This is a genomic window from Phenylobacterium hankyongense, assembly GCF_003254505.1.
GTDB lineage: Bacteria > Pseudomonadota > Alphaproteobacteria > Caulobacterales > Caulobacteraceae > Phenylobacterium > Phenylobacterium hankyongense.
Genome location: NZ_QFYP01000001.1, coordinates 2844009 through 2867274 on the forward strand (window position 1 = coordinate 2844009; position 23266 = coordinate 2867274).

General features: G+C 67.1%; 21 protein-coding genes. 7 read left to right on the forward strand and 14 right to left on the reverse strand.

The features are described from left to right. Positions 1–51: 51 nt before the first annotated feature. Both DJ021_RS13590 and DJ021_RS13595 read right to left on the reverse strand, forming a co-directional pair. Entirely contained in the window at positions 52–1005 is a 954-nt protein-coding gene (locus DJ021_RS13590; protein ID WP_133255017.1) for an FkbM family methyltransferase, read from the reverse strand. A 28-nt stretch (positions 1006–1033) separates the two neighbouring features. Continuing rightward, positions 1034–2158: an acyltransferase family protein gene (locus DJ021_RS13595; RefSeq protein WP_133255018.1), complete on the reverse strand. Its 1125-nt coding sequence runs from the start codon at positions 2156–2158 to the stop codon at positions 1034–1036. A gap of 98 nt (positions 2159–2256) precedes the next feature. On the opposite strand from DJ021_RS13595, the gene DJ021_RS13600 reads away from it, so the two are divergent. Both DJ021_RS13600 and DJ021_RS13605 read left to right on the forward strand, forming a co-directional pair. Next, a complete protein-coding gene (locus DJ021_RS13600) occupies positions 2257–3198 on the forward strand; it encodes a glycosyltransferase family 2 protein (RefSeq protein WP_207801848.1) in 942 nt (313 codons plus the stop codon). 54 nt (positions 3199–3252) lie between these two features. Continuing rightward, positions 3253–4434 (forward strand): glycosyltransferase family 4 protein, encoded by a 1182-nt coding sequence (locus DJ021_RS13605; protein ID WP_243626147.1) that lies wholly within the window; start codon positions 3253–3255, stop codon positions 4432–4434. On the opposite strand, the gene DJ021_RS13610 is transcribed toward DJ021_RS13605, so the two are convergent. After that, positions 4429–5808, reverse strand: a complete 1380-nt coding sequence (locus tag DJ021_RS13610; RefSeq protein ID WP_111458061.1) for an oligosaccharide flippase family protein — start codon at positions 5806–5808, stop codon at positions 4429–4431. The two genes, DJ021_RS13605 and DJ021_RS13610, sit on opposite strands and share 6 nt — an antisense overlap. Before the next feature lie 280 nt (positions 5809–6088). Between DJ021_RS13610 and DJ021_RS13615 the strand changes: the two genes are divergently transcribed. Continuing rightward, positions 6089–7564 (forward strand): hypothetical protein, encoded by a 1476-nt coding sequence (locus DJ021_RS13615; RefSeq protein ID WP_111458062.1) that lies wholly within the window; start codon positions 6089–6091, stop codon positions 7562–7564. Next, entirely contained in the window at positions 7561–8646 is a 1086-nt protein-coding gene (locus DJ021_RS13620; protein ID WP_111458063.1) for a glycosyltransferase family 2 protein, read from the forward strand. The genes DJ021_RS13615 and DJ021_RS13620 overlap by 4 nt, the downstream gene beginning before the upstream one ends. Positions 8647–8653: 7 nt before the next feature. On the opposite strand, the gene DJ021_RS13625 is transcribed toward DJ021_RS13620, so the two are convergent. From DJ021_RS13625 to DJ021_RS13635, 3 genes are all read right to left on the reverse strand, one after another. Beyond that, positions 8654–9739, reverse strand: a complete 1086-nt coding sequence (locus DJ021_RS13625; RefSeq protein ID WP_111458064.1) for a glycosyltransferase family 4 protein — start codon at positions 9737–9739, stop codon at positions 8654–8656. A 16-nt stretch (positions 9740–9755) separates the two neighbouring features. Then, on the reverse strand, positions 9756–10886 hold the full coding sequence (locus DJ021_RS13630) for a glycosyltransferase (protein ID WP_111458065.1): 1131 nt from the start codon (positions 10884–10886) through the stop codon (positions 9756–9758). A gap of 94 nt (positions 10887–10980) precedes the next feature. Further along, positions 10981–11679, reverse strand: coding sequence for a sugar transferase (locus DJ021_RS13635; RefSeq protein WP_243626025.1), 699 nt, complete (start codon positions 11677–11679; stop codon positions 10981–10983). Positions 11680–11932: 253 nt separating this feature from the next. Between DJ021_RS13635 and DJ021_RS13640 the strand changes: the two genes are divergently transcribed. Continuing rightward, entirely contained in the window at positions 11933–12202 is a 270-nt protein-coding gene (locus DJ021_RS13640) for a hypothetical protein (protein ID WP_133255020.1), read from the forward strand. 35 nt (positions 12203–12237) lie between these two features. On the opposite strand, the gene DJ021_RS13645 is transcribed toward DJ021_RS13640, so the two are convergent. The 6 genes from DJ021_RS13645 to DJ021_RS13670 form a co-directional block, all read right to left on the reverse strand. After that, positions 12238–14481 carry a polysaccharide biosynthesis tyrosine autokinase gene (locus DJ021_RS13645; RefSeq protein ID WP_243626026.1) on the reverse strand — a complete coding sequence of 748 codons (2244 nt, stop codon included), beginning with the start codon at positions 14479–14481 and terminating at the stop codon, positions 12238–12240. Between the two features lie 110 nt (positions 14482–14591). Continuing rightward, complete coding sequence (locus DJ021_RS13650) at positions 14592–15902, reverse strand: outer membrane beta-barrel protein (RefSeq protein ID WP_111458067.1); 1311 nt, start codon at positions 15900–15902, stop codon at positions 14592–14594. 95 nt (positions 15903–15997) lie between these two features. After that, on the reverse strand, positions 15998–16519 hold the full coding sequence (locus DJ021_RS13655) for a hypothetical protein (RefSeq protein ID WP_111458068.1): 522 nt from the start codon (positions 16517–16519) through the stop codon (positions 15998–16000). Between the two features lie 136 nt (positions 16520–16655). Then, on the reverse strand, positions 16656–17237 hold the full coding sequence (locus DJ021_RS13660) for a hypothetical protein (protein WP_111458069.1): 582 nt from the start codon (positions 17235–17237) through the stop codon (positions 16656–16658). Further along, entirely contained in the window at positions 17234–18556 is a 1323-nt protein-coding gene (locus tag DJ021_RS13665; protein ID WP_111458070.1) for an O-antigen ligase family protein, read from the reverse strand. The genes DJ021_RS13660 and DJ021_RS13665 overlap by 4 nt, the downstream gene beginning before the upstream one ends. A gap of 77 nt (positions 18557–18633) precedes the next feature. Further along, positions 18634–19473, reverse strand: coding sequence for a transglutaminase-like cysteine peptidase (locus DJ021_RS13670; RefSeq protein WP_111458071.1), 840 nt, complete (start codon positions 19471–19473; stop codon positions 18634–18636). A 388-nt stretch (positions 19474–19861) separates the two neighbouring features. Here DJ021_RS13670 and DJ021_RS13675 point away from each other — a divergent pair, with 388 nt between their 5' ends. Continuing rightward, complete coding sequence (locus tag DJ021_RS13675; RefSeq protein ID WP_111458072.1) at positions 19862–20443, forward strand: polysaccharide biosynthesis/export family protein; 582 nt, start codon at positions 19862–19864, stop codon at positions 20441–20443. Here DJ021_RS13675 and DJ021_RS13680 read toward each other — a convergent pair. After that, the gene (locus DJ021_RS13680; RefSeq protein WP_133255021.1) at positions 20440–21783 is read right to left on the reverse strand and encodes a glycoside hydrolase family 17 protein; all 1344 of its coding nucleotides are present in this window, start codon (positions 21781–21783) and stop codon (positions 20440–20442) included. The two genes, DJ021_RS13675 and DJ021_RS13680, sit on opposite strands and share 4 nt — an antisense overlap. Positions 21784–21961: 178 nt before the next feature. Here DJ021_RS13680 and DJ021_RS13685 point away from each other — a divergent pair, with 178 nt between their 5' ends. Next, the gene (locus DJ021_RS13685) at positions 21962–23104 is read left to right on the forward strand and encodes an AGE family epimerase/isomerase (RefSeq protein ID WP_111458074.1); all 1143 of its coding nucleotides are present in this window, start codon (positions 21962–21964) and stop codon (positions 23102–23104) included. A gap of 25 nt (positions 23105–23129) precedes the next feature. Here DJ021_RS13685 and DJ021_RS19290 read toward each other — a convergent pair whose 3' ends face one another. Continuing rightward, positions 23130–23264, reverse strand: coding sequence for a hypothetical protein (locus DJ021_RS19290; RefSeq protein ID WP_279386490.1), 135 nt, complete (start codon positions 23262–23264; stop codon positions 23130–23132). Positions 23265–23266: the final 2 nt, after the last annotated feature.

A 23266-nucleotide genomic window follows, 5' to 3' on the forward strand; every position in this document is an offset into this window, starting at 1 on the left:
TGGTATTCGGTGATCGTCGGGCAGGAACTCACGACTCCGTTGGCGCAGGCCCTATTGGCGACTGAAGAAGATGTCGGTCTGGACATTGGGCAGGTTGTCGAGGATCTGCGGTTCCTCGCGGACGCGCCAGTTCAGATACCAGTCCCAGTCATAGCGGTTCCTCACCGCGCGCGCCGTGAAGCCGGCCGCACGGAAGCGGTCGAAGATGGCGTGCCAGGTCTCCGGAGCCTCGTCCGCGCTCGCCTCCACCAGCACGCTCAGCCGCCGCGGGTAGAGGTCCAGGGTGTCGAGCAGCCGGTTGAGAACCGGTCCCTCCGCGCCCTCGATATCGATCTTGATCAGCGAGACCGCTGCGCGCTCCTGGCCCGTCAGGATCTGATCGAGCGGCAGGGCAGGCACGCGGGCCTGCTCCCGGAACCCGCGGGTCGCGACGGTGGTGGACTTCCCGATGTTGGTCGTGGGACCGGCGTAGAGAACCAGCTCACCGGGCGCATCCGACACCGCCACGGCGGCGACGCGCACGTTCTTGAGGTCGTTCATCGCGACGTGACGTTGCAGCCGCTCCGCGATCGGAGGCGAGGCCTCGATGGCCACCACGCCGCCCGTCTCGCCGACCAGCTTGGCGGAGAGCAGGGTGAAGAAGCCGATGTTCGCGCCCACGTCGACGACCACGTCGCCAGGGCGGATCACGTCGTGGAACACCGCTGCGACGTCCGGCTCCCACACTCCGAAATGGGCGATGCGGCCCTGGATCAGGTCGCGGGTGTCGCACTCCATCCGCGCGCCGAAATAGGTCACCGACGTCCGTCGCGGCCACAGAGCGCCCGTGGCCTTGTTGTAGGCGCGCAGGAAGAGGATCAGCACCGGGAACGCGGCGCAGAGGCGCGCGAGCACCCCAGGGGCAAGGCTCACCGCGCCGTTCGGGGCCTTCGCCAGGCCAACATTCTCGACGCGCGCGCCCATCGATCCCCCGAGGCGGTGAAGGACGATAGTGGTCGAGAACACGGTGAAGCTCAACCGCGGCCGGCGTTCGTCATTCTGCGGGCTCCCGGCGGCGCCAACGCGCGGCTTTCAGGGCGATGCGCTTCCGAGTGAAATCGGTCAGGCGCTTGCGGACGGGCTCGTCGTAGAAGCGCAACAGCAAGTAGGCGAGCGCCACGACCAGCAAGAACTCGGCGCATAGAGCACCGGCTTCACGAGCTCCTGTGAGACCATAGCTGCGGATTACGTGAGCGAACGTCGGAAAGAATGGGTAGTGGATGGCGTATATCGGATACGAGATCCGGCCACCAAGCAGGTAGATCCCAGCCTTGCGCGGCTGGTGGTTGGCCCCCGCGGCAACCACCAGGGGAAACACCACAAAGGCGCAGGCAAGATCGTAAGCCCAGGTAAAACCTGGTGAGGGAATGCACAGGGCGGCCAACAGCAGTCCGATGATCAGTGGTATCGGGAGGCTGATCGCAGGCCGGTGTCGGTAGATCAGCACGCCAGCGCTGAACGAGAAAACCACCCGCGACAGGCCCCATGGGTATTCCGACATCATCGAGCCTGGGAGCAGTCCATCCCCTGCATATGAGACCCACGCGAGCGCGAGGCCTGAAACCCCGAGCACCAGCCACAAGATGCGCGTGGCGAGGAACCTCAGGGACGCGGCGTATACGAAATTGGCCGCGACTTCGTAGAATAGCGACCAGTGCGCCGGGTTGAGCGGATAGGCCTGTGGGTAGTCGTCGCGCCCGATCTGCAGCGGCACGAGCAGAAGGCCTGCGACCAAGAGAACCGAGAGCAGAACGGGATCGGGCGCTTGCTGCGCGGCCATCTTTGTGGCTTTGCCAACCACGCCGATTAGGACGCCGGCGATGATCATTGGCCACAGCCGGATTACACGCCTGACGAAAAAATCGCCCAACGTCATGTTGGTCGTTAGGCGGCGCTCGTAGGCGGCAGCGATGACGAACCCGCTCAAAGCGAAGAAGAAGTCCACAGCCAAGTAGCCATGTGAGGCTGGCTTAATCGCGCTCGGCTGGGTGATGTGAAAAATGACTACCGCCAGCGCAGCGACACCCCGCAGCCCATCCAGCGTCGCATAGTGATTTTTCTCGTCCATCGCGTCCCCGCCGGTCAGTGCGATATTTGTTGAGAACACGGTGAAGCTCAACCCACCCAGAGAGAGGCCAACGGGTCACGGCGACACGACGTGATGGGAGACACCAAGGTCCGTGGCGTCTAGTGTGGGTAAGCTTGGGGAGTCCGGGGTTGGCGTTGATCGAGGATGGCGGCGCGGTCGGCGTATCGATCGCTGGTCCTGCGGCGACTCCACGGATCGTCGTGGTCGTCGCTTCGCTAGGACGGCCCGATGAATTGTCCACCCTCCTGGCGCACCTCGAAAATCAGTCGGTCAAGCCGAGCCGGGTGATCCTCTCCGTCACCGACAGGGCGGACGCCCCAGCGGCGGTCGGCGCGAACGTCGAGGTGGTGGTCGGGCCCAAAGGGTCGTCGCCGCAGCGCAATCTCGGCATCCGGCTTGCCCTGGCGGCCGGATGCGACGTCATGGTCTTCCTCGACGACGACTACGTTCCGACGGCGCGGGCGCTGGAACTGTTCTGCAAGGTGCTGGCGGATCGTCCCGACGTGGTCGGTGTCACAGGGACCGTTATTGCTGACGGCATCCGGGGGCCGGGGATTCCGACCGAGTTGGCCGAAGAACTGGTGCTCCGCTACGAGCACGAAGCGCCGCCCCTGACCACGACCTGCGTCGACACCACGGGCCTCTATGGCTGCAACATGGCCTTCCGGGCTTCGGCGATCGGCGATTGCCGGTTCGACGAGAACCTGCCGCTCTACGCCTGGCAGGAGGACATCGACTTCTCCCGGCAGATGCGGTCGAGCGGTCGCCTGGTGAGGAGCCTCGCCGCCACCGGTGTCCATCGCGGCGTGAAGCGGGCGAGGGCGCCGGGGTTCCAGCTCGGCTGGGCGCAGGTCGTCAATCCGGCCTATCTCGTCCGCAAGGGGACCATGCCCTTCACCTTCGCCGTGGCGCTGGTGATCCGCAACGTCATCGCCAACCACCTGCGTGCGCTCGCCCCCGAGCCATGGGTCGATCGCCGCGGACGCGTCCGCGGCAACTGGGCCGGCATTCTGGAAGTCCTGCGCGGCCGCATCGACCCGTCGGCCGTCCTTAACCGGATATCGAGGTAGTCGAGCTACCTCCACGGCGCTGACGGCTGATCCCGGGGGACGAACTTGGCGCGCGTGGCGATGGTCCAAAGCTATCCGTATGAAGCGGTGAGCAACGGTGATGCCGCGTACATCGCGGCCTTGCGGGATTATTTGATCGGCCGCGGCCACGAGGTGTTCGGTTTTGTCACCGACATGACCCGGGGCAGGACTTCGCCCGTTTACCGAAGCGCATACGATCTCTCGGCGACCGCGGGCTGGAAGGTCCGGCAAGCCATCCGCGCGGAGCGCGCATTTGTCAGCGGTTCAGTGGCCCAGTGGGCCGAGCCGCTCAGGAAGAAGATCGGTCTTCGGAAGACCGAACCCACACGCGACAAATGGACCGCACCCGAAGCGAGGTGGTTGGCCCGCGAGCTGAAGCGTATCGACGCGTCCTGCGCGATCCTGTTCTTCGACGCCGTAGGGTTCAGCGCCTCAATCGGCCAGTTGACCACGGTCGTCGCGGCCCCAAGTTTCCTGAGGGGCCGGGAGATCAGTATCCTGCCGGAACAGAACACTTGTCGCATAGGCGATGACGAGGTCGCTGCCCAACTGTCATGGCTCAAAGGCGCTGATTGCGTCGCCTTCAACAGTCGTGACGATATCGACTTCGCGCGCCGCTACGGTTTCGAAAAAGCCATCAAGATCAACATGGGCTTGCCGGACAAATCTCGCGAGGCGCCGCACCAAGACAGCTCAGAGCCGACAATCACGTTTGTCGGTGTTGCGGCCAAGCAGAATATTGAGAGCTGCCAATGGTTCCTGGATCGCTGCTGGCCAATCATTCGCGAAGCTCGCCCAGATTCCCGGCTGCGCCTCGTCGGGACTGTCGTGCGGGGGGTCGATGTCACGGCACTCCCCGGCGTTGATGCGGTCGGATTCGTGCCAGACCTTGAGCCGGAGTACCGCCGTGCGCAGGTGGTGGTGGCTCCGCTGGTCAGCGGAAGCCGAGGCGTCAAGGTGAAAGTCGCCGAGGCGCTGTCTTATGGCTGTCCGCTTGTCACGACGTCGATCGGAGTGGATGCCGGCGACCCCAATCAATTTGGCGAGGCGGTGGTCGTGGCAGACGAGCCCGGCGACTTTGCCAGAGCTGTTCTCGATCTGCTGAATGACCCGCGGCTGCGGCGGAAGCGGCAAGCTTTGGCTGCCGAGGCCTTCAATCAGAATTTTTCATTCGACGCCGCATTCTGCGAGCTCACCGAATACCTGAAACTATGAGGCCGGATCTTCTGTGTCTGCCGCCGGCGCCGCCGGCGATTGCGGGATCCTGTCTCCCGCCATCAGCTCTTTCAGGTGCTTGAAAACAAGTTGGGGCGCGGTCATCGCGGCCTGCAGCGCCTCGACGGCAAAGTCCCTTTCCTTGGTCCAGAGGCAACCAAGCGACAGGAGGCTCAACAGAACTTCGGCGGTGACCAGGCCGATCGCGCCGCCTACCGGGCCCATGTAGTGGCCGAGGCCGGCGAGAAGGGCGAGATAGATTCCGGCGCAGCTGATCGTGATGCCCGACACCTCGCGGCTCCGGCCCAGCGGCAGCAGGAATTGCCTCGACAAGGTGCTTCCGACAGCCACGATCGCCGGAAGCAGGGCGAGCCACCGCAACACGGCGACGGACCCTGTGAACTTGTGCCCGAGCACAAGCTCTACGATGGGGCCGGCGAAGATCATCAGGCCGATGGTCAGCATTGTCCCGACCAGGATTTGCATCGCCAGCAGGATGCCGGCGAGTTCCGCGGCCGCTGACCGAGAGCGGCTTACAAGGGCGCTGACGCGCGGGTACATGACCATGCCCACGGGTATGGTGATTGAGAGCACCATGCGGCTGATGCGCTCCGCGCCCGCAAAGATGCCGGTGGCTTCCATGCCCGAGACAAAGGTGAGCAGAAGCGGGGCGGCGGCCGTGTAGGCGATCCAGCTGCTCTGGGACAGGAAGTAGTGGCGGTAATCCAGGATCTGCCGAAGCGCGTCGCGAAAGGGGAAGCGCGGCCGACCGATATCGACGTACCGGGTGGCCACCAGGAATCCGGCGCCGCCGCCGATCAACCCACCTATGCCCTGGAGCGCGCAGGCGATCCAGGTGTCCTGGGGTCCGTGCACCAGTGCAAACGTCAGGATCACCACCAGCGTCCGGCCGGCGATCGAGTAGAGCGAGAACAACCCCATCCGCCCCATCCCCTGCATCAGCCAATCGACGCTGAGGACCGCCCCGCAGATATTCAGGATGCCGGGAAGCAGCAGGTAAAGCGGCGAGGGGACCTTCTGCAGGGCCACGAGTACGCCAAGCCCCGCCAACGCCACCGCGGCGAGCAGCAGCTTCGCCGTCATGGTCCGCCAGACGATCTCGCGAATCGCCGCCGGCTCGCCATGCGCCTGGGCGACGTCCTTGGTGGCCCCGAGCGAGAACCCCCAGTCGATGATCAACCACAGGTACGCGTTGGCGCCGATCACGAACGCCAGGGTCCCGTAGTTCGCGACGCCCAGGGTCCGTGTAAGATAGGGGAGATTCAGCAGCGCCAGGACATAGCCGCTCGCCTGGAAAACGGTCATCCAGGCGACGTTGCCCAGGAAGCGGAAAGTGTTGGCGCGAGAGGGCATGCTCGTCACTGAAGGGGGCGTTCGCGTCCGTGCTGTCAAGGTTCATGGAAGGCTTGGCGTGCTACCGTTGGGCAAAGCTCGCGGCGTGGCGACGCCTTTCGCGAGCGCCGGGACGATTGCCGGGGTAGGGTGAAGCCTGATTGGGTGGGGCGGTTGTAGTGATCCGGGGGGATCGAGCCTGCGCGGCTTGTCAAAACGCGATTGAACTGGACTTGACGCCGCCGCCGCCTGACGGTGGCGCCACTATGAGTAGCAGTAGAGGGACTCCGAGACGTTCGCGATGAGCTTTCCAGCGATAATCTTTGCGATCGCCCTGCTGGTCTGCCTGCTGTCCCGTGGCCCGGCGATCTTCTTCCTGTTCTTCGCGAGCTGGTCTTTCGGCGCCTTCGCCGCGGTGCCGCCGGAACTGGTGGGGGGCGTCAGCCTGACGCCGGCGTGGTTCTGCGCCGGGGCGATGGCCTTGAAGGTCGCCGGTGAGGAGGGATTTGGGGAGACCTTCGCCACCCTGATCGATCCGCGCCGGCTGGGGCTCCTGAGCCTCTGCGCCGTCTACGGCGTGATCTCGGCGATGTTCTTCCCGAGGCTGTTCGCCGGGGTGATCGACATCATTCCCATGCGGTTGACGCTGAACCACGCGCCGCAGCCCCTGTCGCCGACCTCCGCCAACTTCACCCAGGCCTTCTATCTGGTGATCACCGTGGCGGTGGTCGCGGCCTTCCACATGGCCTGCCGACGGCCCGAACGTCGCCGCGCCATCCTCAACGCCCTGCTGTTCGGCGGCGCGGTCGCAGTCGTAACCGGCCTGGTCGACTACGTCGCGGGCCTGACCGGCGCCGCGACCCTGCTGGCGCCCTTCCGCACCGCCAGCTACGCCCTGATGACCAACGCCGAGGCGTTCGCGGGGTCGGGCCGCCGGGTGGTCGGGCTGATGACCGAGGCGTCGGCCTTCGCGGCCCTGGCCATCGGGTTCGTGGCGCCGCTGGTGCTGCTGCGCGACGCCTACCGCTCCGCTGTGACCCGCAATGTGCTGCTGCCGGCGGTGTGCCTGCTGCTGATCCTGCTGGTGTGGCTGTCGAAGTCTTCGACCGGAATGGTCGGGGTCGCGGTCCTGGGGCTGGTGATGCTCGCCCACATGGCGCGGTCCCTGTGGCTGCGGCGCGCCGAGGCCGCGCCGGGCCTGGTGCTGCTCTATCTCGCCCCGCTGCTGGTGGTGGCCTTCCTCGTTCTCTTCCCGTCGCTCGCCGAACAGGCGATCCACACCGTGGACGTGATGGTCCTGCAGAAGAGCGCCTCGGAGTCCTACGTCGAACGCACGATGTGGAATCGCGTCACCCTGGACGCCTTCCGGCAGAGCTGGGGGCTGGGGGCCGGTCTCGGGTCGGCCCGGGCCTCGAGCTGGCCGGTCGCGGTGCTCGGCAACATCGGCGTCTTCGGCGCGGCGACGATGGCGCTGTTCATCGCCCGCATCCTGGTCGCCAGGCCGCCGCCGGGAGACCTGCTGTTCGACCGCCAGATGATCGGCGCCAAGTACGCCATCCTTCCGGGGCTGATCATGGGCGCGCTGGCCGGCACCTCCGTCGCCTTCGGCCTGCCGGTCGCCTGGCTGATGGGCATGATCGGCGGCATGTCGGCGGCGGCGGCGGCCCCGGCTCCCGCCCGCAACCGCAGCGTGCGCTCCCGCCTCGTCGGGCTGACCGTCTCGCCCCCCGGCCAGCTCCTGCGGTCCGGCCCCCGCCCGGACGGACTCGAGCCATGAGCCCGAGCGTCAGCGTGGTGATCATCAACCACAACTACGGCCGCTTCCTCGGCGAGAGCGTCCGCAGCGTGCTCGCGCAATCGGCGCCGCCGGCCGAGATCGTGGTCGTCGACGACGGCTCGACCGACAACTCCCGCGAGGTGATCGCCGGCTTCGGCGGTGCGGTCATTCCGGTCTTCCAGTCGAAGTCCGGGCACGTCGCCGCCTTCAACGCCGGCTTCGCCAAGGCCTCCGGCGACGTCCTGATCTTCCTCGACGCCGACGACCGCCTCTACACGCAATGCGTGCAGACCGTCGTGGAGAACTGGGAGCCGGGGCTCGCCAAGATCCAGTACCAGCTCGACACCATGGACGAGCAGGGCGTCGATCAGGAACTATCGTTTCCGTACTTCCCCGAGGACCTGGGCCCCGACGAGGTGCTGCAGCAGCTGCTGAGGTTCGGCACCTATCCGTGGACCGTCTCCAGCGGCTGCGCCTTCTCCCGCCGGTTCCTGGAAGGGATCATGCCGATCGACGCGGACCTGATCTTCAAGTCGCCGGACGGCTACGCCAACAAGCTCGCGCCGCTGTTCGGCGCGGTGAAGTCCCTGAGGACCGTGCTCGGCGGCTATCGGGTGCACGGCCAGAACGCCTGGGCGCAGGCGCCCGGGCCGCTGCGGGCCGGCCCCTTCACCCGCAACACCCGCTTCGACATCGTCATGCACGCGGAGCTGCGCCGGCTGGCCGCCAGCCGCGGCCACACGATCCCGGACTTCGACGAGATCTGCACGCCCAATCAGGTCGAGGTGAGGGCGCTGTCGTACCGCCTGGCGCCGAGCGAGCATCCTCAGGCGCGCGACACGCGGCGGCTGCTCGCCGGGCTCGGCCTGCGCTCGGCCCTGCGCGCGCCAAACACCTCAGCCATAGGGCGGCTGCTCTGGTCGCTGTGGCTGACGACGGCGACGCTTGCCCCCATATGGCTGGTGAGCCGCCTCTACCTCGGGTTTCGCGGTCAGAGCGGACGTTCGAGCCTGTCGCGGCACGTGCTCAACTTCGCGCGCGGACGCGCCGGCCGCTATGCGCCGCCGCCCGAGCGCGCCTGATTCCGGATCAGGCCGCGGCCTCGACCAGCCAGTCGAGCAGCTGGGCCGAGCTCCGCCGCCAGGTCTTCTGGCGCGCGTGGGCCTGGCCGCGCGCAGCCGCCTCGGCCCGGGCCGCCGGGTCCTCGATCAGCTGCAGGAGAGCCTGCGCCCAGGCCTCGGTGTCCTCGGTATCGGCATAGAGCGCGCCGTCGCCGCAGGCCTCGGGGATGGCTCCGGCCGTCGACACCACGGCCGGACAGCCGAGATACATGGCCTCCACCGGCGGCAGGCCAAAGCCCTCGGTGGTTGAGGGCAGGGCCATCGCCGCGGCGGACTCGAAAAGCGCCCTGAGCTCGGCGTCGCTCACCCGCCCGGCGAACGTCACATTGGCCGGAGGGGCCCAGCCCGCCGCATCGAAGTCCGACGGTTGAGCCGCGCCGACCAGCACCAGCTGGGCCTTTGCGAAGTCCGGACGCCGGAAGACCTCGAACAGGCGCGCGATGTTCTTGTGCTTCTGGGTGTTGGCGAGCGCGACGACGAACCGCCCCGGCTCGAGCCCCAGGCGCGCCACGACGTGCGGGTCCGCCGGCGCTCGGGCCAGGTGGTCGACGCCGTTGTGGAGGACGCGGATCCGGTCGGGCTCGGCGATGCCGAAGCGGACCAGCATGGCCTTGGAATACTCGGACACCGTCAGGATGAATTGCGAGCGGGCGCCGATCTGCGGCAGGGCGAACTGGTACCAGGTGCGGAACGCCGGCGAGTAGGACTGCGGCGACAGGAACACCTGCGCGTCATGGATCATGGTGATGCTTCGCGGCGCCGCCAGCGGCGCAAGGTTGCACAGGTTCACCAAGAGGTCGTCACGGCAGCGCCACGGCAGTTCCAACTGCTCCCACGGCTGCCAGGTGAGCACGCCGGCTTCACGGCGCGGGATGCCGTTCAGCTCGGGCATGTCGCGGGCGTCGCGCGGATGGACCAGGTTGAATTCCGGCCTGTCGCCGCGCGGCTCCGCCGTGATCACCTCATCCACGCCGCGAATGAGCTCGAGCGCGACGCGATAGACCCCCGTGCGGGCGCCGCTGAAGAATTTCCCGTTGAAGCTGACGCGCCGCATCCGATCGACTGAAGGCCTAGGCCAGCGCCCGGATCGGACGCACGGGGATCAGGTCGCCCGTCGGCCGCAGCGGCGCACCCGCGAGCACCGCACGCCAGCGGCGTGCAAACGCTTCGGGCGTGAATTGCTGAGCCGCGCGGACCGCGTCGCCGGGCTTGAAATCGGGAAGCCACTCTTCGAACTGGACCATCGCGGCCTTCAGTCCGACGCGCCGGTCATAGAGGATGCCGGTGACCCGATCCTCGACCGTGTCGATGATGCCGCCCTCGTTGAGCGCGATGACCGGCCGGCCTGACGCGAGGATCTCAACCGGCACGATCCCGAAGTCCTCCACCCCGGGGAACAGGAGGCCGCGGCAGCGCGCCATCAGGCGGACCAGTTCCTCGCGCGACACCCGCCCGTGGTACTCGACGCCCTGGCCGGCGAACTGCTCGACGTACTTGCGCTCCGGTCCGGCGCCCACCACCACAAGGCGTCGGCCGAGGGCGACACAGGCGTCCACCGCGGCCCGCACGTCCTTGTAGGAAACCAGCTGCCCGGCGAACAGATAGTAGTCCTCGGGCGACTGCGGGGGACCGATATCGTCCTGAGCAACCGGCGGCGGGACCACCGACGCCTCCCGGCGATAATACTTTTGAATGCGCTGCGCCACGAAGGACGAGTTCGCGACGAATTCGTCGACGCGCATGGAGGAGACCACGTCCTGCTGCCGCAGACCGCCGGTGACGCTGTCGAACAGCGGCCGGACAAGCGCGGGGAGCTTCTTCCGATACAGGTGGCGTTGATCCCACAGGTAACGCATCGGCGAATGCATGTAGCAGATGTGCCGCGCATTCGGCCTGGGGATCACCCATTTCGCCGGGCCGGATTCGCTGCTTACGATCAGGTCGTACGGGTTCATGTCGAGAGCTTCGAGCGCACTGGGCATGAGCGGCATGTACATGGGATAGGCGGTCTTGGCGTAGGGAAGCCTGTCGATCATGGTCGTGCGGGGACGCTCGCGGCCGTAGAACAGCTCTCCCGTCTGGACTGGATCATAGACGTTCGTGATCACGTCGGCTTCGGGATGCAGGGCCATCAGCTGGCGAAGCACCTGTTCGCCACCGCGCATGTTGACCAGCCAGTAGTGGACAAGTGCGGTGCGCATCTTGGTCTAGGCTCCTGCCCCCGCCGGATCGATCCGCGCAGCTACGGGCTCAAAGGTGCAATATGCGCAGTCGAAGCGAACTGCAGGACGAAAGTCAGTAAGAGCCGTTACGACTGACAACAGCGGGAACAGTAGCGAGCAGAACCTTAAGATATAGATGTGGCGATCGCGTCTTCGTATAGAGCACGTCCATCGCCACACGACGCCTGTAGTCGACATCATTGCGGCCGCTCACTTGCCACAGACCGGTGATGCCCGGGCGAACCTCGCAATAGCGGCTGAACCAGCGCCCGTAGCGGCCGACTTCGGCGGTGACAATCGGGCGAGGGCCGACCAGGCTCATTTCTCCCGACAAGACGTTGAATAATTGAGGGAACTCGTCGAGACTCGTGACCCGTAGGAACGCGCCGAGCGGGGTCACGCGCGGATCGCGGCGCAGCTTGTGATCGGCTTCCCATTCGCGCCGGGCCACGGGGTCCCGGGCGAGGAGAGCGGCCAGTCGCGCTTCCGCGTCGATCTCCATGCTGCGGAATTTCCAGCAGCGGAACGTCCGCCCGCCGCGGCCGAGCCGGCCGTGGCCGAACAGTACAGGGCCGCCGTCCTGCACCTTGATCGCCACCGCGATCGCAATCATCAGGGGAGCCATGAAGATCAGCACACCCAGGGCGATCAACAGATCCAGTGCGCGACAAGCATCGAGGCTCATCGCTGAAGGGTACAAATCACGGCCGCCGTCGCGCACTTGCGACATGGCCGTCTGGATCTCGATGTCCTTTGTCCCGGAAAGGTACACGCCCCAACCCCCAACCTTCAGCTTTCCTTTACCCTGCCAGGATCGTGCCAGCTAGGCCGTTCGGCGAACGAGTTGTCGAATTTGGCCGGCAAGTCGTTCGGCGCCGCCTTCAGGGCGCCCTCGCCAGACGGGCGGGAATCAGCTTAGCCAAGAGGCGGGTGAGATCGGGTCCCGAGGCGCCGTTAAGCGTGCCCGGAGACCAATTGTTAGGCCTCAGCCCATACCGTCGCCTGATCCTTGGGAGGAACTCGGCGTGGTCCAACCGTTGAACAGCCCGGACTCGCTCCGCCCGGCGGCCGTTTCGCCGCCTTGGGAGCCTGTTCGCGACGCGCCCGCGCTTCACGCCGCCGATGAAGCTTCCATCGCCGCCGACAGTCCGGCGCGGCGCCTTCAGGAAAATCTGGAGCGCAGCTGGGGGGAGGCGCAGCCGCGCTGGTCGGCCCGCCGCACCCTCGGCTTCGTGATCGCCACCAACACCCTGCTGTGGGCCGGCCTGATCTACGGTCTTCGGGCGCTCATCTAGGCGGAGCCCACGGGCAGGGCGCTGCCCAACCGAACTCAGCTCACGTAATACTTCTTGTACTCCGCGTAGTAGAAGCCGGGATCCCCGTAGCCGTACCGGGCCTGCTGCCTCATATCCATCTGCGTCAGCGCCACGCCGCCGAGATGCGCGCCCGTGCCGGCCAGCAGACGGAAGGCCGCCTCGATGGCGTGCTGCGGCGTCTTGCGCCAGCGGGCAAGGAAGATCACGGCGTCGGCCTTCGGCGCCAGCACGCGGGTGTCGGCGACCGGCAGCACCGGCGCGGTGTCGAGGATGACCAGGTCATAGCGCGCCCGCAGATCGTCGAGCAGCCGGTCCATGGCTGCCGTGCCGAACACGTCCCGCGGGGTGAAGGTGCTCTTCGCGAGCGGCAAGATGTGGACACCGGTCGGCTCGTCGACACCGATGGCCTGCTGGAGGGTGGCGTCGCCGCTCAGGACCTCGAGCAGTCCAACGGTCGGCTCCGATTTCAGCACCCGGTTCACCGTCCGGCGCCGAAGATCGCAGTCCACCACGATGGTGCGCGCGCCTTGCAGGGCAGACGCTCTCCCCAGGCAGATGGAGGTCGTCGTCTTGCCTTCCCCAGGCAGGGAGGAGGTGACCGCCACGACCTTTACCGGCTCGCCAAGGCGGGCATGGAGGATCGAGGTCTTCAGGTTGCGGAACGCCTCGGAGAAGGCTGAGAGCGGCTTGGCCACGACGTAGTCGATCGGCTCGATGTCGGCGTCGTCGGCCACGGAGCTGAGCAGCGGGATGGCGCCGAGACAGGAGATGTCGAGCCGGCGCTCCACGTCCTCGGCCGTCGCGAGGCCGGCGTCGAGAACCTCGGCGAGTATGACCGCGCCCACGCCGGCGCCGAGCGCCAGCAGCAGGCCCAGCGCCAGGTTCAGGCCGACCTTCGGCGAGCTCTGTCCCGTCGGGATTTTCGCCTTGGAGACCACCCGGGCGTCCGACTGTTCAATGCCGCCCTGGGTGCTGGTTTCCTTGTAACGGCTCAGGTAGCTCTCATAGAGGGTGCGCGAGGCGTCGGCCGTGCGCTGCAACTCATTGAGCCGCACCATGGCGCGGTTGTTGGCTTCGAGGGCGCCCTTGGCGCCACCCAGGCTCCCGCCGATCGCCGCAGCGCGCTGGCGAGAAACCTGCACCTTGGCTTCCAGGTTGGAGATGATCCGCTGGATTTCCGCCTGAATCTGGCTGTCGATATCGGTCAGCTGACGCTTAGCCTTCAGCATCTCGGGGTGGCGGTCGCCGTAGCGGCCCTGGAGATCGGCGACGGTGCGGCTGACTTCGGCCCTCTGACTCCGCAGTTGCTGGATGACCGGCGAACTCAGCGCTTCGCCGACATCGTCCCCGGTCGAGCCGCTGGAAAGCTGATCGCGTGCTGTCCGGAGGCGGGCGACGTCTTCGGCGACCTGCGCCTGTGCCTGCGTCAGGCCTTGATTGTAGTTCGAGATTTCCGCTTCGGTGAGGCTGGCGCCCGAGGCGCTGAGCAGGTTGTTGGCGATCTTGTATTGCTGGACCGCGGCGTCGTCGGCCTGCACCTGGCCCCGGAGTTCGGCCAGACGGGCGTTGAGCCACTGTGTCGCCTGTTGGTTGGCGTCAAACTTGGCTTCCATCTGCTCCAGCAGATAGAGCTCTGCGAACTTGTTCGCGATGACCGCGGCCTTGGCAGGCAGCGTGGACTCGAAGTTGACGTTGATGATGTAGGTCAAGCCGGCGCGCTTGACCGAGAGGTTGTGCAGCACCGCGTCGACGACCCGCTCGTGCTGCTTCTGGGCCTCCACGGTATTGGCCCGGGCTGCTTTTGGGGCGCCCTGGCCCAGGATGCCCTTGATGCCGCCGACCACCGCCTTCAGGCCGGTAGGCCTGGCCATCAACGGATTGAACTCGGCGTCGTCCTCCAGCTTCAGGGTCTTGACGACGCGTTCCGCCAGTTGGCGCGACCGCAGGACCTCGACTTCGGTGTCGACCACGCTGGAGTCCGCGGGAAGGCCAGACAGGACCTCCTCGACGTTGCTGACCTTCTCCTTGCGGGTGTCGAGCATGACGTTGGCCGTCGCCGTATATTTCGGCGTGGCTTGCAGCGTGAGCAGCACGGTGGCCAGCAGCACGGCCACGGCGACCGCCCCGAACAGCCGAAGGCGCCGCCGGAAGGCGTTCGCCAGGCGGCGCAGGTCGAGTTGTCTCGCGAAGGTGGACACCAGGGCCCCGGGCCCACCCGCATCAGGATCGCCAGTGGTCATGGGGCTGTGGACGTTCATGCCGAATCTCAGATTCAGGACGCACGCGTGACGTGTGCGTCATTAATACAGACCGCGTTAGCAGCCTTCACAATGGGCGCCACCCCGGGGAGATGGGTAGCGACGATATGTCAGTACTGCAGCGTGAGCGTGGCGCCGACCTTGTCGACGGTGAAGTCGCTCCCGCCGGGCGGCACTATGGCGGCGCCGCGCGAGGTCTGCTCGAAGTGACTGTAGCCGACGGTCACGCCAACGCCGCGGTTCAGCAGGTAGGTGGCGTTGATGCCACCGGTGAACCGCCTGTCGGTGCGGTCGATGCCCCGATAGTCGTCGTTGCCGTAGCCCAGCTGGGCGCCGAGGATCACATTGCGCAACAACTCGTAATCGACCTGCGCGCCGATGTTGGAGGACAGGTAGCCGGAGGATCCGATGATTCCGGCATCCTCGATCGTCCGCGAGCCGGTGAAGGTCACCGTGGTGAGCTGGGTGGCGAACCACTCCACCTGCGCGCGCGCGCCCAGGCCGGAGATGTCGCTGAACGCGGTGTTTTTGAAGCTCTGCTGGAGATAACCGACGCCGATCTCGCCGCGCACCAGGGCCGAAAGCTCGAAGTTGGCGCCGACCAGCGCCTCAAGACCCTGGGAATCACGGTTCGTGGTCGGTGAGATATCCAGCCGATAATTGCGATCGTTGCCGGCCACCTGCACGAACAGCGCCGTGTCGGGGCTGATGGCATAATCCGCGCGCGCCGTGACGACGGTCATCAGCCGATCACGGTCCTTCTCCAGCACCGGCGCACCGGTGCTCGTCACGCCGTTCAGGTAGTCGAACTGGCGCAGATCGAGGCGGCCGGAAACGCGCAGGCGGTTGAACTCGCGCGCGGCCGAGATAAAGGCTGAGCTGGTCTCATATTGGATCGGGTTCTTCGAGTCCGACGGCGACGAGGCCGACGTCCGCGGCTCCGTCAGTCGTGACCAGTCCACGCCGCCGTTGACCGTCTCGGTACGCAGGATGTCCAGTCGCCCGACGGCGCCCAGCGAATAGTCAGTGGTGTCCTCGGTGGAGACCTTCGAATAGCGGTTGATCGTCGAGCGGGCATAAGCCTGAAGCGAATGGCGCGACCAGTTTGAGGTGACGCTCAACTCGGGGACGACGTGCCAGACGGTGTCCGACAGCGGGCTCGCCGCCGTCGCCTTGATGTTGTCGTTGGACTCGACGGTCGTGGCCACCTTCGGCCAGATCATGAAGGCGCCGGCCCGAATTCCCAGCGCCTCGTAACCCTGGTGCGGTCGCTGCCGGACGCTCACGTTCCGATCCCGCTTGAAATCGGAATAGGCGTCGCCGGCGCCAGCGAGCGCCGCCTGTTGCGCTTGCGCCGCGCCACAGTCGGCGGCCAAGGCGATCGCCAATCCGGCGAGAAGGATACGTTTGTTCGCAGTCACGATGATGCCCTATCGGGACGCAGCCGTCGGCGCCCCGCGAACGACTGCAGTCCTCTCTATGTTAGTGAAACTGGCGGCGCGGACGCCGCATGCCGCTATCGGTGCGTTCCGGGGTTTCCGGCGCCGCCGGGGCCGCTATTCGGCGGACCGCCGTTGTTGCCGTTGCCGTTGTTGCCGTAGTTGGCGCTATTGCCGTTGTTGCCGTTGCGCGAATTGCCAACGGAGCCGGTGGCCGTCGCGCTCAGGGCTGCAGAAACGATCGTCGCCTGAGCCTTGAACGCCAGAGCGACGGAATTGGCCGCCGTCGAATTGGCCGCCAAGAAAGAGGAAAGCGAGGTTTGCGCCAGGGTCAGAGCCGCCTGGGCGATCTGCGGGTCGGCGCCGTCGATCGCATTGGCGATGGCGTTGGCGACATTCGCCTCGACGGTCTCCGGCGTCGAGTTCTGCACGGCCTGCTCCACGGCCGCGGTGATTGCGGCCGCCAGGGCTGCAGCCTGTTGGGCCGGGCTCAGGGCTTGGGCCGTGGCCACTGCCGGAACCGCGACCACGCTCCCGACAACGGTCGTCGCCGCGAAGGCCCGCGCCAAGGCGCCGATCGAAATTGACTTGAGGCTCATCGCTCCCCCACCAGATAACATGCTCGGCCAGAGCGCCGTGGCCACCGTAGGCCACAACGGCGCCGCTTTCTCAAGCCGTTTTTAGCAACTGTTTAGTAATAGGTGTGCGCGCTGAGCAGATTTGGGCGCCTGGTGCTCATTTCGTCACGCCCGCCTCAAGTCGATTCAACCATAGGGCGGCGGACAGTCGGCCTGCAGGGTTTCGGATCGTCGCGGCCATTTGCCTCAACTCACTACGCTTGTCCCCATTCATCCCCAGGGCGAACGCCTCGTTTCGAACATTCGCGCGTAGGTTGTGAGACAGCATCTGCGAGTTCTCGAGTGCGAACCTCACCCGCCACAGGCCGACGTCCGGATCGACGGCCACCAGCTCGTAGGACCGGCTGAGCAGGGCGCCGCCGGCCGGGGTCAGGCCGCGGTGTTCAAGAGCGTCCACATAGGCCAGGCGCAGCCAGGCGCTGGTGTCGTAGGGGAATTGTTCGATCGCGCTGCGGCTCAGGCTGGCGGCTTGCCGGCGATCGGCGGGCGAGGGCTCCGCGGACGCCAGCAGGATCTCCGCGCGCCGGTCGTACCCGGCGGCGAGCCGCAGCAGCGTCGCCGATCCCATCCGCGCCGCCCCGCCGGCGTTGAGGGCGATCAAGGCGAGAAGCGACAGGACGAAGGTGACGACCGCCAGCGCGCCAGCGCCGCCGGTCCAAAGGGCCTTGGCGCGGGTCATCGACGGGAGCTCCCCTGCGACAGGCTGAACTGCAGGCCCAGGAGCCAGGCCCAGAGCGCGGCGACCGAGGGCACTTCCAGCCCGAAGTCCGTGGCCCCGTGCAAAAGGAAGACCGCGTCGATGGCGAGAAGCCCCGCCAGCAGGCCGGTCATCCGGCTGCGGCGCAGGGCGCCCCGCAAGACGGTGACGACGACCACCGCAATACACAGGAACATGGGCGCAGCGCCCGCCAGGCCGGCCTCCTCCAGCCATTGGAGATAGACGTTGAGGATTGCCTTGATGTTCCAGAGCAGCTCGTAGTTGGAGTGGCTGATCAGCGTCTTGTTGACCGTCTCAGCCGCGCCCAGGCCGTAGCCGAACAGCGGGGAATCCAGGAAGGCCCGCCAGTGGAAATCCCAAATGGCGGTGCGCACGATTCCGGCCTCGTGGCTCTGGAACAGGCGATCGACCAGTCCTTCGCCCGCCATGGTGACGACCGCAATCAGGGCCGCCAGGCCGACCAGGGCGGCTCCGAGGGCGCGCGAGGGTTTCAGGCTGCCCGTCGCCAGCTGGACCAGGATGAACACGACCAGACCGCCCAGCAGCGCCATCATCGCGCCGCGGGAAGCCGAGGCGAGCAGGCAGACCGCGAAGGTCAGCGTGGTGGTGGCGAGCGGCAGGATTCGGGTCAGGTCACCGCGGCGCATTCCGCCGCGCAACTGGCGGACCAACTCGGTGACGCTGAGCAGCAGCAGGACCGCGAACACGGTGCCGGCCGTATTCGGGTTGAGGAAGTGGGCCTCGAGGCGGCGGCCCTGGGTCTGGTAGATGCTCCCGGTCGCCGAGGCCAGGAACGCCCAGAGGCCAAAGACCAGTCCGCCGACAATCATCAGCCGCACGGCGTAGCGGGCGCGTTCATCCCGCGCCCCGGTGGCCGCGCCCACCGCGAACATGCAGGCAAGTCCCAGGAGCTGGATGATCGCCACCAAGGTCGTCGACTTGTCGATGGTGGAGGCCCCGGGGGGAAGGCCCACATAGGCCCATACGGGATGCGGCCCCCCGGGGATCCACGGCGTCAGCGTCCAGAGCGCCACGCCGATCACGGCCGCGAACAGCAGGGCCGGGAGCCCTAGCCCCCTCAGGCGCAGCAGGTCGTCACGCAGCCGCGGCTGGATCAGCACCGCGCCCAACAGCAGGGCGGCGGCCATGCCCATGACCAGGGCCACGTCGCTGATCAAGGCGCCATAGATCCAGTGGGCCACGTAGATCAGGGCGACGCCGCATGTCGGCAGCCAGGCGTCCTTGGGCGGCGGCCACAGGCGCGTGTGTTGCGCCGGCAAGCCGCGGCGCGCGCCTTGGCGACTTGCCTCCGATACCTGTGCCACCCGGTCCGCCCCCAACTCGGGCGGAAGAGAGCTTATCGCAGCGAGGCGATCAAGAGGTCCTTGGGCTTGGCCATCGCGGGCTCCGCCGCCGCCGGCGCGGGAGCGCGCGTCGGATCTTCGATCATCGCCCAGGCGAAGGCGTCGCCGTTCACCTGCCGCTGGCGCCAGCGGTAGGGCGCCTGCCGCCAGGGCGTCACCCAGGCCGACATGTTGTCGAGCACGAAGTCGCCGGCCCGCGTGCTGACCAGCAGCACTGCGTGACCTTCGCCCCGGCTGGTGGTCACCAGCGCGATGTTGAGCGCGCGTCGCGGCACGCCGGCGGCGATCAGCGCGCGCTGTTTCTCGAGGACGAAGTCTTCGCAGTCACCATAGCGTTGCCCGTCCTCGAGCGGCGTCGTCCAGTAGTCGGTCGTGCCATAGGTATCGAGGTCTGTGCGCTCGAGGATCGCCCGGTTCACCCGATCGTTGATGCGGTTCAGCTTGGACCACAGCTCAGGCGTCATGGCCGGCGGCCCCGCCTCCTGGGCCGCGTGCGCCTCTGTGGCGGGATCGACGAAGGCGACGCTGGTGACGATGTCGGCGCGGCGGACCACCGCTTCCAGCGGCTCTGCGGCGGGGGCGAGCAGCTCCGTTGGCCAGGCCCAGCTAGCCTTGGTCAAGTGCGGATCCGGCTCGGAGATGGCGGCGGGCGCGCTGACCGCCGCGGCCGCCAGCTGATGCGGGGACATGAGGGCGGACAGCGCCGCGCGGTCGGCGTCGGCCCGGGCGGCGGCGGCGATCACCTGACCGGCGTCGCTGCCGCAGTCCAGCGGCTGGCGCTCGCAGAAAGCCACATAGGCCTGCGGCGGCATCGCCGTCGCGCCCAGCGTCATGGTCGGCTCCGGTCGCGGCGCCGCCAAGCAGGCGGACGCCGACAACCAGAGCCCTGCGGCGAGCAAAAGCTCGCGCAGAGTCTTGTTTTGAAACACCACACCATCACCCAATTAGTCTTATTGAGTGTGGTGTAGCTGTGCGGCTGTTAAGCCTGCCTCTACTTATGTAGTTATTCGGGAGTAAACTGCAACGTAACCTTACGCTTACTATTAAAAGTGGGTGAATTTACCGTTATGGCATTTTAAACCACGATCTCGGGGTGTCCCGGCCGGTCCGCCGCGCCCGCTCTGCGCGGATGGGCGTACGGCGTATTCCGAGCGCTATTCCGTGTCTCGCCGCAGTGCGGTATGGTTGAGGCAGGGGATACGCGTGCGGAGTTCAATGGAAATGCGACGGGTTTCGGCGCCGGCGGCGATGATGGCCGCCTGCATGGGAGTCATCATGTGCCTGGCGGCGACGCCTGGCGCGGCGCAGGCGCCCGCGATTGCAGCGACCGCGCCATCGGCGAACGCCGACTATCGACTTGGCGCGGGAGACAAGATCCGCGTCATCACCTTTGGCGAGGAGGCCCTTACCGGCGAGTTCTTCGTCGGCGGGTCCGGCAAGGTGTCCCTGCCCCTGATCGGTGAGATCCAGGCCGCTGATCTCTCGGTTCGGGAATTCCAGAGCGAGGTCGAGACAGCGCTGAAGCAGGGCTACCTGAAAGAGCCGCGCGTAAGCGTGGAGGTGCTCACCTATCGCCCCTTCTATATTCTCGGCGAGGTGACCAAGCCCGGCGAGTACCCCTACACCAACGGACTGACGGTGCTCAACGCCGTCGCCACGGCCAATGGCTTCACCTATCGCGCCAACACCAAGAAGGTCTTTGTCCGGCACGCCGGCACCAAGGACGAGGCGGAAGTCCCTCTGACCAGCACCACGCAGGTGGCGCCCGGCGACACTGTCCGGATTCCCGAGCGGTTCTTCTAAAGAGCGGGCCTTGCCCGTCCCGCCGCTTGCAAGGGGCCGGACACCTCGATGACCAGCGGACGGTCGGAAATCGGCAGCTGTAACCGATCGGCCGCCGTCGCGGCGGCCACCGGCTTGAGGCCGGTGAGCGGGTCGTAGGCCGTCACGTGGGCGAATCTGCCGCCGAAGTCGACGGTGATGGTGGAACTGCCCGTTGCGATCGGCGCGTGCCTGGCGTTGTCCCAGACCTGGGGTTCGTTCCAGACCACGACATCGAAGGCGCCGCTCGACTTCTGGAGAACCAGGCTGAAGCCGCTGGACGGCAAGCCGGTGATCTGGACGGGCAGGGCCCCGACGGCAAACGTGCTCCCCGTTGCGCCGTCGTCTTTGAGGATAGCGCTCAGATTGTGGAGCGCGGTGGCGACGGGCTTGGCGTTGTTGCCGATGTCGAAGAAGCCGAAATGCCTCTCCTGGTCACGGTTCGTCGGATCCGGATAGGCATCGAGCAACTGATAGATATAGGTTTTCCTGTAGCCGAGCTTGGCCGCGTCCAGCAGCAGGTTGATCGTCAGCTTCGCGTGGGTCTGGAGATCCACCCCGCCCCAGCCAACGCCGTTGGGCAGGCTGTAGTAGCCGGTCTCGGTCATGACGACGGGCTTGCCGGGGGCGGCCCGAAGCTGTCGGGCCAGGGTGTCCGCCAACACCGGGTAGGGCTGGGCGCCCTCATGGGGATAGGGGTGGACGTTGCTGAAGTCGGCGGTCGCCGAAAAGTACGCGTTGTCCGTGAGGCTGAAGACCGGCGTGCCGCTCAGCACGGGGTCCGCAGAGACTCCGCGGTAGAGCGCCGACTGGTAGGCGAGGCCGGCCGCTGCGCCGGTGAGACCGCTGTAGGCGACCGGGAAGTTGTTGATCTCGTTGGGGCCCTCGATGGCCTCGACGGCGCCGGGATGGGCGCGCGCGAACTTGCCGAGCAACGACAGGCTGGGCCCGATGTCCCGTCCTTGAACGAACAGGTCGAACTTTATGCCTGCCGTGGCCAGCGCGTCGTAGCTGGATTGGCCCTGATTGGTCGGAATGAGCGTGGCGTCGCGCACATGGGTCACCCCGACGTAGGCGAGGTCGCTCACCACCTGGCTGATATTGGCGTACTTCCCGTCGGTGTATTCGACGTGCACGTTCACGCCGATAGAATTGAGGAAGTCCGCGGCGCGGATTGCCGTCGGCGCAGCCTGGCTGGCCGTCGCCTGGCCGAAGCTGTCGCTCGCCGACCCCGCCAGGCACAGCAGGGCCGCGGCGGCGAGTAGCGGTGACCGCCGCGAGCGGCCGGAGGCTCCGCACTGACTTCGCTTTCGATCCAACATGGACACGCTCCGTAGCGCCGGCCGGTATGCGTGGCGCGAGCTTTGCTTTTGATGAGGCAGACTACGGTGAGGGCGGCTTGTATTCCACGTCGATCCCACCGACGCGGCGGCCGGATTGCGGCGGCGGCGTCGTCTCTGGGACTGTCCTCAGCCGCCGGAATCCGGCAGGTAGGCGCCCATGCCTTCACCTGAATTCCGCACCCTGACCGAAGCCGCGGCCTGGTACGACGCCTGGCTGCGCGAGGCGGCGCTGCCGCTTTGGGCCTCGGCGGGCGTCGATCCGCGGACCGGCGCATTCCAGGAAGCCCTGACCTTGCAGGGCGCGCCCCACGCGGCGCCGCGCCGGGCGCGGGTGCAGGCGCGCCAGACCTTTGTCTATGCGTCTGCGGCGACGGCGGGGTTCGGGCGCGAGTGGCTAGACCCGGCGCGGCGCGGCTTCGAGGCCTACCTGGCCAAGTACCGGCGGCCCGACGGCCTGTTCGCGGCGCTGGTCGACGCCGAAGGCCAGGTCGTGGACGCGACGGCGGGCCTCTACGAGCAGGACTTCTCGCTGTTGGCCATGGCGGCCCTGCACGTCGCCGACCCGCGCTACGGGAACATGGCGGCTGAGGCGGACCGCACGCGGCTGGCGCTCGGGGGCTTCCGCCATCCGGCGGGGGGCTTTCGCGAGGCCGGCGCTCATCCTTTCCAGTCCAACGCCCACATGCACCTGCTGGAGACCGCGCTGGCCTGGGAAGGGGCGGGCGGGGAGGCGGCGTGGACGCAGCTCGCCGACGAGATCGTCGGGCTGGCGCTGGCGCATTTCATCGACCCCCGCGGCCGGTTCCTGCGCGAGTTCTTCGACGGCGACTGGCGGCCCGCGCCGGGCGACGACGGCCGCTGGGTGGAGCCTGGGCACCAGTTCGAATGGGCCTGGCTGCTGGAGCGCTGGGGCGTGAAGCGCAACAACCCGGCCGCGCGCACCGCCGCGCGCGATCTCTTCGAGCGCGGCCGGCTGGGCGTGGACCGTCAGCGCGGGGTGGCGATCAACGTGCTTTGGGACGACCTGAGCCCTCGCGACGCCTCGGCGCGCCTCTGGCCGCAGACGGAGTATCTGAAGGCGGCCCTGATCCTCGGCGAGGAGGCCGAGGCGATCACCGCCGCGCGCGGCCTGGCAGGCTACCTCGATGTTCCGACCCGGGGGACCTGGCGCGACAAGATGCTGCCCGACGGCAGCTTCCTCGAGGAGCCTGCGCCCGCCAGCTCCTTCTACCACGTGATGGTGGCGCTCCTGGAGCTGCGCGACGCTGTCGGCATGGCGGTCCAATTGACGCGGCCGTGACTGCGACGACGGGCCCGGACCGGGGTCATTCGCGGTCGGTTGACGCCTCGGCCTCCACCTCGGCGGCGAGGCGGAGCCATCGCGCCGCCAGGTCGACGTAGGCGCGAAGGAACTCGAGGTCCTCGCAGCGATCGGCGAGATCCTGGGTCGCGCGAGCCATGT